This is a genomic window from Pseudomonas sp. B34(2017) (genome assembly GCF_002112915.1).
Classification (GTDB): domain Bacteria; phylum Pseudomonadota; class Gammaproteobacteria; order Pseudomonadales; family Pseudomonadaceae; genus Aquipseudomonas; species Aquipseudomonas pharyngis.
This window is the reverse complement of the sequence record NZ_NEJA01000007.1, coordinates 23,423-37,109: the sequence shown is the minus strand read 5'-3', so window position 1 is coordinate 37,109 and position 13,687 is coordinate 23,423. Positions and strand designations below refer to the sequence as shown.

The 13,687-nt window shown below is 57.9% G+C and carries 9 protein-coding genes; 2 read left to right on the top strand and 7 right to left on the bottom strand.

Annotated elements, in window-relative coordinates:
• Positions 1 to 6: 6 nt before the first annotated feature.
• Positions 7 to 1,332 (bottom strand): APC family permease, encoded by a 1,326-nt coding sequence (locus CAF80_RS21815; protein WP_039765797.1) that lies wholly within the window; start codon positions 1,330 to 1,332, stop codon positions 7 to 9.
• A 222-nt stretch (positions 1,333 to 1,554) separates the two neighbouring features.
• Positions 1,555 to 2,370, bottom strand: a complete 816-nt coding sequence (locus CAF80_RS21810; protein ID WP_085667926.1) for a carbon-nitrogen hydrolase family protein — start codon at positions 2,368 to 2,370, stop codon at positions 1,555 to 1,557.
• 125 nt (positions 2,371 to 2,495) lie between these two features.
• On the opposite strand from CAF80_RS21810, the gene CAF80_RS21805 reads away from it, so the two are divergent.
• Together CAF80_RS21805 and CAF80_RS21800 are read left to right on the top strand one after the other, a co-directional pair.
• Positions 2,496 to 3,296 (top strand): LuxR C-terminal-related transcriptional regulator, encoded by an 801-nt coding sequence (locus tag CAF80_RS21805; RefSeq protein ID WP_011335770.1) that lies wholly within the window; start codon positions 2,496 to 2,498, stop codon positions 3,294 to 3,296.
• Positions 3,297 to 3,332: 36 nt separating this feature from the next.
• Positions 3,333 to 4,952, top strand: coding sequence for an FMN-binding glutamate synthase family protein (locus CAF80_RS21800; protein WP_039765795.1), 1,620 nt, complete (start codon positions 3,333 to 3,335; stop codon positions 4,950 to 4,952).
• 38 nt (positions 4,953 to 4,990) lie between these two features.
• On the opposite strand, the gene CAF80_RS21795 is transcribed toward CAF80_RS21800, so the two are convergent.
• From CAF80_RS21795 to CAF80_RS21775, 5 genes are all read right to left on the bottom strand, one after another.
• Positions 4,991 to 6,508 carry a glucosyltransferase domain-containing protein gene (locus CAF80_RS21795; RefSeq protein ID WP_052266524.1) on the bottom strand — a complete coding sequence of 506 codons (1,518 nt, stop codon included), beginning with the start codon at positions 6,506 to 6,508 and terminating at the stop codon, positions 4,991 to 4,993.
• Entirely contained in the window at positions 6,505 to 6,879 is a 375-nt protein-coding gene (locus tag CAF80_RS21790; protein ID WP_085667925.1) for a GtrA family protein, read from the bottom strand. Before CAF80_RS21790 ends, CAF80_RS21795 begins: the two co-directional genes overlap by 4 nt.
• Positions 6,880 to 6,987: 108 nt before the next feature.
• Positions 6,988 to 8,493, bottom strand: a complete 1,506-nt coding sequence (locus tag CAF80_RS21785; RefSeq protein WP_074688489.1) for a glucosyltransferase domain-containing protein — start codon at positions 8,491 to 8,493, stop codon at positions 6,988 to 6,990.
• A 172-nt stretch (positions 8,494 to 8,665) separates the two neighbouring features.
• Complete coding sequence (locus CAF80_RS21780) at positions 8,666 to 10,087, bottom strand: amino acid permease (RefSeq protein WP_039765788.1); 1,422 nt, start codon at positions 10,085 to 10,087, stop codon at positions 8,666 to 8,668.
• Between the two features lie 301 nt (positions 10,088 to 10,388).
• The gene (locus CAF80_RS21775; RefSeq protein ID WP_139831673.1) at positions 10,389 to 13,568 is read right to left on the bottom strand and encodes a dermonecrotic toxin domain-containing protein; all 3,180 of its coding nucleotides are present in this window, start codon (positions 13,566 to 13,568) and stop codon (positions 10,389 to 10,391) included.
• Positions 13,569 to 13,687 lie beyond the last annotated feature (119 nt).

The following is a 13,687-nucleotide window of genomic DNA, read 5'->3' as shown; positions in this document are numbered from 1 at the left end:
GCCTGATCAGGCCGCTTCCTGAAAGTCCATCTCCGGTGGTTGGCGACGGAAGCCACCGGTCAGCACCGCCAGATACAGCACACCAATCGCCAGCCAACTCAGGCCCAGATACACCGCCAGGTGATCGAGGCTGACCATCAGCCACAAGTCCGCCAGCAGACCGATGAACGGGAAGACCAGGAACAGCACCAGTTCGCGCAGACCTTTTTTATCCCCGCCGATCCAGTAGTGAAAAATCACCGACAGATTGACCAGGCTGAACGCCAGGAACGCGCCGAAGTTGATGAACGAGGTCGAGGTGGTCACGTCGAGTTTCAGCGCCAGCAACGCCACCACGGCACACAGCAGGATGCTGTTGACCGGTGTGCCGAAGCGCGCGTGCAGGGTGCCGAAGAACGACTTTGGCAACACGCCGTCACGGCCCATCGCAAACAACAAACGCGAACCGCTGGCCTGCGCCGACAGGCCCGAGGCGAACTGACCGACGATCAGGCCGATCAGGAAGATCGACACGAACAGATCACCGCCGATGTTGCGTGCAATTTCGTAGGCCGCCGAGTCGACGCTGTCGAACTGGAACGACGGATGGGCGATCTGCACGAAGTACGAGACACCGACGAAAATCAGCCCGCCGATCAGAGTGATCAGCATGATTGCCCGAGGGATGGTGCGGCGCGGATCGCGGGTTTCTTCGGTGAGGGTGCTGACTGCATCGAAGCCGAGGAACGAGTAGCAGGCAATGGCCGCGCCGCTCATGATCAGCGGCATCTGCATGTCGCCGTTGAAGAACGGTTTGATCGACCACAACGGCGTGCTGGCATCGCCGCCGACGTAATGCACGCACAGTGCGACGAAGGCGATCAGCACCAGAAACTGCACCAGCATCAGCAAGGCGTTGATGCCGTTGGCCAGTTTCAGGCCGATGATATTGATCGCGCTGGTGATGCCGATGAACGCCAGCACCCAGATCCACTGCGGAATCGACGGGAACGCCGAAGCCAGGTACGCGGCGCCGATCAGCCAGATCGCCATCGGCAGAAACAGATAATCGAGCAGCACCGCCCAACCGGCGATGAAGCCGAGTTTCGGGCTGATGGCCTTGCGCACATAGCTGTAGGCCGAGCCGGCCACCGGGAACGCGGCGGCCATGCGCCCGTAACTCATGGCGGTGAAAAACATCGCCACCAGCGCCGCCAGATACGCGGCGGGCACCATGCCGGCGGTGGATTGGGCGAGGATGCCGAACGTGCCGAGGACAATGATCGGCGTCATGTAGGCGATGCCGAACAGCACCACCGACCCTAGCGAAAGGGTGCGTTGCAAACGAGCCATGGGCGACTTACTCCGGATTTTATTGGATTTATGGCAGAGGCCGAGTTCGGCGAATGTTTCGGGTGTTGCGTTGTTGTTTTTTGGGTAAGGCTTAAAGGTGCGTGATCGTTCCCACGCTCTGCGTGGGAACGCCTCCATGGACGCTCCGCGTCCGCTCTTGGGACGCAGAGCGTCCCGGGCTGCATTCCCACGCAGAGCGTGGGAACGATCGGGTACAACGGGTCAAGGGATCAGCAGCTCACGTACTCCCGAGGCGTGTTCAACCACCTCCCCCGGCAACCTCAACCGCTGATCATCCAGATACCGATAATCCTTGCGCGCCAGCTCCAGCTGGCCGAAATCCAGCTCGACACTGAACCGCCCTTCTTCACGCCCGGCCTCGAACAGCACCGTACCCAGCGGATCCACCAGCGCACTGCCGCCGGCAAACATCAACCCGTCATCCCCCGCTTCCACGCGGTTGACCATCAGCGCAAACGCCTGATTTTCCTGGGCCCGGGCCATGATCGCGGTGCGGTGGGTCGGGCCGTACGGGTCCATGTTGCCGTTGGTCACGATCAACAACTCCGCACCCAATTGCGCCAGGGCCCGGGCCGACTCCGGGAACTCGATGTCGTAGCAGATCAGCAGACCGACCCGCACGCCGTTCCACAGGCAGGTGGCGTAACGGTCGCCGGCCTCGAACACACCGCGATCCGAAGCCCAGAGATGGGTCTTGCGGTATTTCAGGGCGATGCCTTCAGGGGTAATCAGCAGCGTAGTGTTGTAGAAGCGGCCGTTGTCGTTCTCGGCCATGCCGATCACCACGGCGAGGTTGCGTTCGCGGGCGGCGGCCTGCACGGCGTTGACGGTCGGGCCGTCCAGCGGCTCGGCGATTTGCGCCACGGTGTCGGCGGTCGGGAAGCCCATCAGGTGGGTCTCGGGGAACACGATCAATTGCGTGTCGGCGGCGCAGGCCGCAATCGCCGCGAGGGCGCGTTCGAGGTTGTACGCCGTGTCTTTGTCACGGCCCGCCAGTTGGGCGAGTTCGACTTTCATGGGCAGTCCTTGTTATGAGCGCCGGGTGCCGAAAGATTGCCCGGCGGCTGTCTGTGGGCCAGTATGCTTCGCATTCGACCGGCCAGGGAATTACGCGGCCGGGGTAACCCGATAGGGGTAGAGGCATGACTCTTTCGTTTGACGACATCACCTGGCACCGCGCCGTCGGGCAGTTGATCGACGCCCTCGACAAGCCGAATTTCTGGGCGCAACTGGTGCGCCTGCTCGACCAGTACGTGCCGTTCGATAGCTGGGTGGCGCTGCTGTTCAGCGCCGACCGCCACCCGCAGGTGTTCGCCGAATGCCCCGGCGCAGACGGCAGTCCTGACCAGTTGTTTCAGGACTACCTGCGCGGTCTGTACCTGCTCGACCCGTTCTACATCGCCTGCCGCGAACAATCGCGCACCGGGCTGTATCGCCTGTCGGAGGTCGCGCCGGAGCACTTCGAACTGACCGAGTATTACCAGCGATACTTTCGTCTGAATGTGGTGGCCGACGAAATCCAGTTCAATTGCCAGCTCGAGGGCGACCGCACGCTGTGCCTGTCGCTGGGCAGCCAGCAACGCTTCACCGGCGAGCAGATTGCCCTGTTGTCACTGATCCAGCCGTGGGTGCTCGGCCTGTTGCGCCAGCGCCTGCCTTATGAAATCAACGAAACCGTGGCATTGGCCCCGGCGCCTGCGCAACCGGACTGGCGGGTGCAGCTCGAAGCGTCGGTGCAGCAGCTCAAGGGCGCGCAACTGACCGCCCGGGAACTGGATGTCGGGCGCCTGATGCTCAGCGGTTGCTCCAGTAAAGAAATCGCCCGTAAGCTGGAAATCTCTGTTGAAACCGTGAAAGTCCATAAGAAACACATGTACAGCAAGCTGGGGATCAAATCCCAGTCGGAGCTGTTTTCGATCTTTCTACAGGCGCAGAACGCCTGACTGCCGCAAAAAAACCATCCGAACCAAGGAAACCGTATGAGCCTGTCACTCCTGAGCCGCTACGCCTTCTTTGCCGTCTGCGTGATGTTCACCCTCGCCAGCCTGCCCTTTCTCGAACATGACTGGCTGTGGCCGATCACCGCCGTCACCGGGGTGCTGAGCCTGATCGGTCTGTTCGACCTGCTGCAGAGCCCGCACGCGGTGCGCCGCAACTATCCGATCCTGGGCAATATCCGTTATCTGGTCGAAGGCATCCGCCCGGAAATCCGCCAGTACCTGCTGGAATCCGACAGCGACGCCCTGCCCTTCTCCCGCGCCCAGCGTTCGCTGGTGTATTCGCGGGCCAAGAATGAAACCGCCGACAAACCGTTCGGTACCCTGATCGACGTCTATCAGTCCGGCTTCGAATTCATCGGCCACTCAATGCGCCCGGCGCCGCTGAGCGACCCGAGCAGTTTCCGCGTCACCGTCGGCGGCCCGCAATGCACCCAGCCGTACTCGGCGTCGGTGTTCAACATCTCGGCCATGAGTTTTGGCTCCCTCAGTGCCAACGCGATCCGCGCGCTGAACCAGGGTGCGAAACTCGGCAACTTCGCCCACGACACCGGCGAAGGCAGCATCAGCCCCTATCACCGCGAACATGGCGGCGACCTGACCTGGGAACTGGGCAGCGGCTATTTCGGCTGCCGCACCAGCGACGGCCGCTTCGACCCGGAACGCTTCGCCGCCCAGGCGCAGACCCCGCAAGTGCGGATGATCGAAATCAAGATGAGCCAGGGCGCCAAACCCGGCCACGGCGGGATTCTGCCCAAGCACAAAGTGACCCAGGAAATCGCCGACACCCGCGGCATCCTGATGGGCGAAGACTGCATCTCGCCATCGCGCCACAGCGCCTTCTCCACGCCGATCGAGATGATGCATTTCATCCAGCAACTGCGTGAACTGTCCGGCGGCAAACCGGTGGGCTTCAAGTTCTGCCTCGGCCATCCGTGGGAATTCATGGGCATCGCCAAGGCCATGCTGGAAACCGGCATCCTGCCGGACTTCATCGTGGTCGACGGCAAGGAAGGCGGAACCGGCGCCGCGCCGGTGGAGTTCACCGACCACATCGGCGTGCCGATGCGCGAAGGTCTGCTGTTCGTGCACAACACGCTTGTGGGCTTGAATCTGCGGGACAAGATCAAGCTCGGCGCCAGCGGCAAGATCGTCAGCGCTTTCGATATCGCCAGCGTGCTGGCCATCGGTGCCGACTGGGCCAACTCCGCGCGGGGCTTCATGTTCGCCATCGGCTGCATCCAGTCGCAAAGCTGCCACACCAACAAATGCCCGACCGGCGTCGCCACCCAGGACACCCTGCGCCAGCGCGCGCTGGTGGTGCCGGACAAGGCCCAGCGGGTCTACAACTTCCACCGCAATACGCTCAAGGCCCTGGCAGAAATGCTCGCTGCCGCCGGCCTCGACCATCCGTCGCAACTGTCGGCCAAGCATTTGGTGCGGCGCATGTCGGCCACTGAAATCAAACTGTTCTCGCAGCTGCATGTGTTCCTGAAACCGGGGGAATTGCTCACCGGAGAGGTGAACGGCGAGTTCTATTCGCGGATGTGGCAGATGGCGCGGGCGGACAGTTTTGAGCCGCAGGATGGAATGGCTGCGTAGCCGAATCTATGTACCTTCCTTCAAGGTAAAACGCTGGATCAGAGGTGATCGGAATCTTTCACCTCATTCCAGCGTTTCATAAACACATAACCGGTTTTGTCCAATATGTAGATGTCGTAATAGCGATTACTTAGAACTTGCTGACACGTCCCACACCCCACTGTATCGCGTTCGTCTTTTACACCGCCAAAAACATTTGTCAGTCCAGCCCTGAGCATATTTTCTGGCAGCAAGATAAAATCCAGACCAAGTATGTAAGGAAGCACAGGTGAAGCATCAATTGTTTTTTTTGCACCAGGAATCCACAAATAACGGGTATCGGCGATTAAATTGATCCGCTCCAGAGCTCGAAGATTTGCATGAGAAACAACGTCATAGTTTAGGTTCTGAACGACAACTTGTTCGAATTGTTTTTTCGCCACCATGACCCGACCATAGGAAAAAGAGAAGCTAAGCATAAAAGCAATCGGAATGACCAACAGGTATGTCAGGTATCGGTTTACTTGCATCAATCCTTGTCGGTTCAAAAACATCAAAAAAACCAACATAGAAGAAAACCCCATCAGATTCCGCGCACCAAAGTTTGGATAGCGCACGAGAAGTCCGATGCCATAAATCGCAGACACAGCCCCGAGCAATGTCATCAGGTACAACACCAACGTGTTCGACTTGGCCCAGCCGCCCTCCTGTCGAGCGACACAACGATACCCCGTGAGCACAAAACACAAAGCTGCAACAAAGATGAGCAACGAAAAAAACCAAACATTGCCAATATTGAATAGAAGAAACATGTGCTGATTGAAAGTATCAATTCGCATGAGCAACTCTCTCACCGTGGAATTATCAATCTCGACAAATCCCTGACGGCTACCGCTTATCAACTGATACGAACTCAAGCAGTAAACAAGCAATCCCCCTGCCAATTGTCCGGTTCTCAGCAAGAGTTCCTTCCGCACTTCAGACGCTGTACCAGAGATCATGCAGCGGTAGACATCGATACACGCCAGACCGATAAAAACGTTCAGACACACCTGATAAAAAGAAAGCGCCAGAGCAATCAATATCGCGGAGAGTACTACCCGCCCCACAGCCGATGCCGGATTTGAAGTGATTGCATAAATCACTGCAACCAGGCCCAACGTCATGCTCGGCCCGTCATATTGATATGAAAGGTTCTGTAAATAAAACGGACTGAACCACAGGGGTAAAACCACTAGGCACTCAACAAACCCCGGAGTAGAAAAATAGTGAGTGACCAGTCGCCTCAGTCCAAAAGACATGGCAACGGTGGCAATGAGTAACGGTAATGGAAAAATATTCAACGATGAGGAAAATGTCAGAACGGAATACAGCAACTCCACCAACGGTCGGCCGTCTTCAGTCCAGCCCTTGATTCCGAGCATCGATCGCCCTTGGTCATCGATGTACAAGTAGTCGGCGAACAAAATGGGAAAAACATGCAGCAAGGTTGCTATCTGAAAAAAGAAATAGATTTCCTGTGCGCTCCAGGGCCTGCTCAGAAAGTGTTCGTTCGCATTAGCAGAAGCGCTTTTCATGACTGCCGCCCCCGAAACAACACAAACCGGAAAAAGCAGTACCCCAGCAACAGATCCAGCAGTGAAAACACCGACACCGTCACCAGCCCCGGCAGACTCCGTGCATCGGCGATCACGCCTGTGCCGTAACTCAACGCCCCCATCACGCTGATAAATATCAGGTACACCAGCACCGACGTTCCGGTCTCGAACGTGTAGAGCGCGTTCATGTAAAACGCGAAGGATGCGGCGATGCAAAACGCAGCGAAGTTGCTGGCCGCCTGATCGAGCTGAACCGCGCTGGTCAGTACGAAAAAAACCTGCCAGTGGACCAGCGTTGCGGCGAGGCCGATTGCCGTTTGGGCGGGAAATCCTTTCCACAAGATCCTCATCGTGAATCCTTGCTGTCACTGCAACGGGCGGAGCTTTCACGCTAGGGCAAGGTACGGGTGCGGTCTACTGTCAGAAATTACAGGTAGGCGCTGGTTTCTGACTAACGGTTACCATTGCAACAGCCGGCCATGGGGCGGTTCTTTCATCACGATGAATCCGTAATCACCGATCAGGTAGAGGCGGTAATAGAGGCTGTCCACCAAGGGTGGATAGCCCATCAGGCCGACATGGGTCGCGTTGCGTCGCTCGCGTTCTGCAACCACATTGGTGATGCCGGCCGACGGCAGGTTTTCGGCGAGCATGAAGTAGTCGATATTCAGCAGGTATTGCAGCACCGGCAACTGCTTGAACGTACCCACCGCTCCCGCCAGCCAGCGGTCGGAGTACGTCACCGAGATATAAATCCGTTTGGCTTCGCGCAATTCGCGATGGGACGAGATGTCGTGGCTCAGGCTGTAGAGCGCACTGCTGGCGAAGGTTTTTTCCATCGTCAGCACCCGGCCATAAGCGAAGGACAGCGACAGCGTGGCCAGAAGCGGAATCCCCAGCATCAAAGGCAACCGTTGGTGCAGCGGCATCAAACCCAGCCAGGTCAGATAGAACAGCAACATCAACAGCACGCCGAACCCCATCAGGGTGCGTGCACCTTCGTTGAAATCGCGAAACAGCAGCGTCATGCCCGGCACCAGCAGCGCAATCAGCGGCAATGCCAGCAGGCAGCTGGAGCCCAGGAGCAAAGCCCTGGCGCGCGACAGGTTGCGCTCGCGAATCTGCCGCCCCAACTGCACGGCGCCGAACACAGCACACAGCACCAGCACAATAAAAATTGCCGTGTAGCCGCCGTGAAACAGCAGCGCAACCTTCTCCATCACCCGACCGATATTGATGCCGATCTGCAGCAACGGATCGGCGCTCGCATTCAGCAATTGCGTGCGTCCGGCGTCAGTGAATGGATAGGCCGTGACGCTGTAGATCAACACCGCCAGCAGCAGTTGCGCCAGCCGCCAGCCCGACCGGTGCCAGAGTTCATTCCATGGCACTCGCCGGTGAACATTCCTGAGCAATTCCAGGCAGCACAACCCAAGAAACACATTCAGGCTGATCTGATACAACCCGATCGCCAGCGCCAGCAGCACCGACGGCACCAGCCAACGCTGAATGCGTGAAGTGCCATAAAAAGTGATCGCATAAATCACCGTGACCTGGCTCAGGGCCATGCCGGCGCCGTCATATTGATAGGACAGGTTCTGCAACAGGAACGGGTTGTACCAGAGCGGCAACACCACCAGACAACAGGCCAGGGTCGGTTCGGGAAAATAGTGGAAGGTCAGCCGGGTCAACGCGAACGACATGGCGACCGTGGCGAGCAACAGCGGCAATGGGAAAATATTCGGCGCAGCGCCGGTGACGCTCAGCGCCTGATACAGCCAGTCCATGAACAACCGCCCCTGCCCCGCCCAGGCGTTGCCGGCAGCGAGGGTGCGCCAGTTGTCGTCGATGTAGGGGAAGTCGGCGAGGATCAGCGGCAGGATGTACAGCAGCGTGGCGAGCAGGAAGAACAGCACGACCTGACGGCGGCCGAGTTCTCGTACGAGAAAATCGCTGATCCTCATACCCGCGCCTCTGTTCACGGCTGCGCTGGAAACAACGTAGCTAAACCTTCGAACATGACTCTGAATCAGAAGTCGTTTTTTGCGGCGTTTTCAGACCAGCGGCCTCAACCTTGCCCCCAACGAAAAAGCCCCGGACTTTCGACCGGGGCTTTCAGGGTTCCACAACAACGAATTACGAAGCCGAACGCACCGCGCCCTGGGACGCATCGCTCGGTTGCAGCTTGAACACGTAGAACAACACGGTCAGCAGCACCAGGAACGCCGGGCCCACATAAAGTGCCACGCGGGTATCCGGGAAGTACGCCATCAGGCCGACCACCAGTACCAGGAAGGCCAGTGCCAGATACGAGCTGGCCGGATACAGCCACATTCTGTATTTGAGGCCGGCCCGTTCGCTGGCGCTCAGACCTTTGCGGAATTTCAGCTGGGCCAGCAGGATCATCACCCAGGTCCAGATCGCGCCGAAGGTGGCAATCGAGGTCACCCAGACGAAGACTTTTTCCGGCACCAGATAGTTGAGCAGCACGCCCAACAGCAGCGCGAAGATCGACAGCAGCAACGCGCGACGCGGTACGCCGTTGCTCGAGGTGCGAGCGAAACCGGCCGGCGCCTGGCCGTTCTGCGCCAGGCTGTAGAGCATGCGCCCGGTGCTGAAGATGCCGCCGTTGCACGACGACAGCGCCGCAGTGATCACCACGAAGTTGATGATGCCGGCGGCGGTCTTGATGCCCAGACGTTCAAAGGTCATCACGAACGGACTGCCCTGGGTGCCGATTTCATTCCACGGGTAGATCGACAGGATCACGAACAGCGCGCCGACGTAGAACAGCAGGATCCGCCAGAACACCGAGCCGATCGCATTCGGGATGGTCTTCTGCGGGTTCTTCGCTTCACCGGCGGTCAGGCCGATCATCTCCACACCGAGGTAGGCGAACATCACCATCTGCAGCGACATCAACACGCCCGTCACGCCGTTGGGCATGAAGCCGCCGTGGGCCCACAGGTTGGAAATCCCCAGCGCCACGCCGTCGTTGCCGAAACCGAAAGCGATGATGCCGATGCCGCCGAGCACCATGGCGATGATGGTGACGATCTTGATCAGGGCGAACCAGAACTCGAATTCACCGAAGGCCTTCACCGCGATCAGGTTGATCGAGCCCATGCTGACCAGCGCCGCCAGCGCCCAGATCCAGCGCGGCACATCGGGAAACCAGATGCCCATGTACACCGCCACCGCGGTGATTTCGGCGACGCAGGTTACCAGCCACAGGAACCAGTAGTTCCAGCCGGTCAGAAAGCCCGCCAGCGGGCCGAGGTAATCCTGTGCATAGCGGCTGAAGGAGCCGGCCACCGGATTGTGCACGGCCATTTCGCCGAGGGCGCGCATGATCACCAGGATCGCCAGACCGCCAATGATGTACGAGAGCATGATCGCCGGGCCGGCCATTTCGATGGCCTTGGCCGAACCGAGAAACAGACCGACACCGATGCAGGCGCCGAGCGCCATCAGGCGAATATGCCGTTCACCGAGTTCGCGTTTGAGCGGGCCGCCTTGAGCGGTTTCGCCATGGGGCGGGTGATTGCCGACTGGCATGGGGGACTTCCTCGTCTTGTTATTGGATGTGACCACCGAGTGTTCAAGCGTCGGCCGATAAGCCTGCGCCTGGGTAAATACCGGCCCTGCTTCGTGGGCAGAACCGTCCCGCAGAAGCAACCTGCGGGATCAGCGGGGCGTGCAGTATAAAAAGCTTGCGACAGGTTTTTTCACTCTATAAGGCATCTGATTCAGACGTAAACCTCGTCGATTGACAGGTTTACGAGACAAACCATCCTGCATTTCGAGGATTATTCACCGCGCAAATGGCCGGCGAGTATTGCACAGCAATGGTGCAACGTCACAGGCCGGCCGGTGCGACAGACCTTTCGATGGTCGTCACTGGCCGGGTATCGACCTTCAAGACTTTCGTCCGGCCATAGACTCGTACCACCGTATCGGGACGGGAAAACCAGCCCGGTTGCTCCTTCGAATATTGGCCAATGGCGGTCGCCCCCTGATTGGATTGATAGTGCAGTTTCCAGACGCGAGCCGTTCGGTCGTACTTCATGAAGGCGAAGCCCGTCAGTATCGAGTCGGGATTGCCGTTCTGGTCCAGACGGAGTCCGTAGTCCGGAAGCTCCATGGCGGCACTCAGCCCCCATCCATGCTCTTGCGGGGCCAGATCGACGTATTGGGCAGCTTCATGGCTGGCCTCGACATGCCGGACCCGAAGCAGGTTTTCATCCATCTGTTCCACCACCAGGGAGCAACCGCTGAAACCGGGTGTGAAAACATGATCCGGTTGCCCCCATCCAGGGTGAATGGGGACATCGACGTAGCCTCCCTGCGGCGACCAATACGCAGAAATCGCATTCGTACCCTCAGGGCGTTCGCCCGCCTCAAGGTCGATGACTTTGAGTGCATTGAACTCCCCTTCGACGGCACCGGAATACTTCATGCGCTGCATGGTAAACAGGAAGCTGCCCCCTCCCTCTCGCATGTCGAGCTGCGACGCGATTCCCGGCGACAATTTCCCCGTGGGGCCTTCCATCAAGTCGGTTGCAACAGGCAGTCGACCCAACTCGGACATCTCGAGTGCCTGGTGAATGCTGGTCGGTTCGATGGAAAACGGAAGCTCATGCATGGGCCCCCAATCACTTGGCAAATACCTCGTGTCGGACAGGGAAACCACTAGGATTTTCGGCTCCCATAGACCGTTGGGCAGTTGCTTGCGCTCGAAAGCAGCTATTTTAGCCAGTAAGTTGTCAGGCCTGGCCCCCCCTCTCAACGACAGAGGTTGCCATTGATCGGGCGCGACCTCGCGCAGGCGCAGCTCTGTCGCACGATTACTCTGCGGATCAACAATGTTGACGTCCATGATCTCGGCGTTGAGATTGAACGAATCACGGATCCGATACACCGAGACGACGCCGGCATCGTCGATGTTGCGGATGTAGCACCATTGCCCGTCGACACTGCGATAAACACCTTTGGCCGGTTGAAGTCCAAGAATCAGCGACTCCTCGACCGCGTATCGGGCATTGACTCGGTTATCGATGCCCGACACCGCCGGGGGATGTGCGGGAGCGACGTCAAGCGAAGCCCCTTCGCCCGTTAGAACGTGCCCGTCAACGGGCGCAACGGGGGGGAGTTCGGGCGACAGTGCCGGTACGGGGCGGTGCGGGCCGTGATTCCAGCCGTTTGCACTTTCGGAAAGCAAAGGCTGATAAGCGTTGGGGTTGCGAGGATGGACGATGCGCCAAGTGTTGGTTACTGGATCGAAACGTTTTTCATAAACGTGTCCTTCGACGCGTACATACAGTTTGTTCGCGACGAGAAACTGCTCGCGAGCATTGGGCTCGACATCGGCCAGCGACACTTTGCTCCGGTAAGCCGCCAGGTCTGGTTTCCAGAGCCGTTTCTGTCCATTTTCCAGTTCGATCGGCAAAAACTCCGTGCGGCCTCCCGATGCAAGTTTCCCGATCAACGCGGCCCCGGCCCCCATGATCGCCAGATTCACCAGAACCCCGTGGATGAGCTGCCAACCGTTTTCCCGGTCGCCGAGGCTCAAATCCTCAATTCCCTCCAAAACATCATCCATGAGCTGAATCGCCGTGACGCCGAGCATCAGAACCCCGACTGCGGGCACCACGAAAGACACCAGGTTCAACGCCATCAAACCAATGTCCAGGAGTTGTGAAAGCCAGGCACGGCGCCCGCGAGCATCAGCATCAGCGGTAGGCACAGCGGCACTGCGTGCATCAGCCAATAATCGATGCCTGAAGCGTCTGAAAGATACCTGCCAGATGTCGAGGCTCGTATCCCAGCGATCGCCTGAAGGGCTCACTATCAGCTCCTGCAGGAGAAAGTCCGGCTCCTTTTTTTGACGACGGATTTTCGGACCGTTCGCAGTGACGAGTTCGGTAAAGCTGGAAAAAAACTTCGGCCGGTCTTTATGTTTTACGAAGCGGCTAAAAAACACCTGATAGTCGGTCGGTGCTTGCGGGTCGGCCTCTTCATCCTGAGGCTTGCGCACAAACTGGCTGACAAGTTGAGACTTGAGTGCCGTTAGCTTCGGATAAAGTCTCAGCGGATGATCGGGATCATCAGGAATCCAGACGATCAAGTCGTTTGGCCAGAATCCATCAACAGTTGGCAGCAATTTATCGAGAACGCTATCGTCTTCCGGATCGGCAATCTCGAAAATCGCGCAACCTTCCAATGGCATATTCATGAAGCTAATGCCGCGATACCAGAGAGACTTGCCGTCAACCTTCACATCTTTTTTGCCGTCAGCTACTTCAAGCAGGGCCCGATGATGTCTGGCCTCAATATCGCCCTTGAGCACAGCAACATGACTTGACGCTTTCAACGAAGCGCTCTGATAAGCAGTGAAGGCATCACTCAGCGTTTTAAGACCCGTCGCATCATCCAGCTTCAGTGCTTGCCGGATATGGGCCTGATAAAGCTGGCCGACATCCAGCTCTCGACACAATTCGATGAAACGAAGTGCACTGATCCGCATATCGGTCGGTTGATAGGCTTCCCAACCGATACGGGAAAATGACCTGAAGTCCGTTTCTTCTTCATCGAAGTTGTGAAGGGCTGCTTGCAAAAACGTGTAACGTTCAGTCGGAGGATGCGAAGAGGGGATCGAAGAAGGAGAGAATGCCAGCCAAAAGTTCTGCAGCTCAATATCAAATCCCGTCTCGTCCTTCAGCTTCGCCCTGAGCAGTGGCTCGGCGAACGCCTCCGGGGACTTGACCTGGTCCATCAGGGCACTGAATGCAGTGTGCGCGGCCACGCTTTCCTCTATGGCCCTGCGTGCCTCCGCCCGTTGTTGAGGCGAAGCGCTTTTCAGCCAATCAGGTGTCGACGGTGTAATCTTTTTCAACATCTCAAGATTGGACTTCGACATATTAACAAGCGCGGGTGGAATTGCTGCCAGGACCACTTCCGAATACTCATCGGTTAAACTTTCAACATTATTAATTACTGCAGGCGCGAAGCGTGCAAAAGACCGGAAGTACGTACCCACGATGAAACTCCAACTTAAGAAATGAGCATTTAATAAACAACACCCAACTTGAATTTGACACTTGAAAAACACATCAATTAATTGCAAAACCAGACAACTTTTTTCCAGATTGGCGAGCG

Excerpts from the sequence above, each read along its gene's own strand:
- CAF80_RS21815 (WP_039765797.1), bottom strand. The coding sequence starts at position 1,332 with ATGGCTCGTTTGCAACGCACCCTTTCGCTAGGGTCGGTGGTGCTGTTC.
- CAF80_RS21785 (WP_074688489.1), bottom strand. The coding sequence starts at position 8,493 with ATGAGGATCAGCGATTTTCTCGTACGAGAACTCGGCCGCCGTCAGGTC.
- CAF80_RS21795 (WP_052266524.1), bottom strand. The coding sequence starts at position 6,508 with ATGAAAAGCGCTTCTGCTAATGCGAACGAACACTTTCTGAGCAGGCCC.
- CAF80_RS21805 (WP_011335770.1), top strand. The coding sequence starts at position 2,496 with ATGACTCTTTCGTTTGACGACATCACCTGGCACCGCGCCGTCGGGCAG.
- CAF80_RS21780 (WP_039765788.1), bottom strand. The coding sequence starts at position 10,087 with ATGCCAGTCGGCAATCACCCGCCCCATGGCGAAACCGCTCAAGGCGGC.
- CAF80_RS21800 (WP_039765795.1), top strand. The coding sequence starts at position 3,333 with ATGAGCCTGTCACTCCTGAGCCGCTACGCCTTCTTTGCCGTCTGCGTG.
- CAF80_RS21790 (WP_085667925.1), bottom strand. The coding sequence starts at position 6,879 with ATGAGGATCTTGTGGAAAGGATTTCCCGCCCAAACGGCAATCGGCCTC.
- CAF80_RS21810 (WP_085667926.1), bottom strand. The coding sequence starts at position 2,370 with ATGAAAGTCGAACTCGCCCAACTGGCGGGCCGTGACAAAGACACGGCG.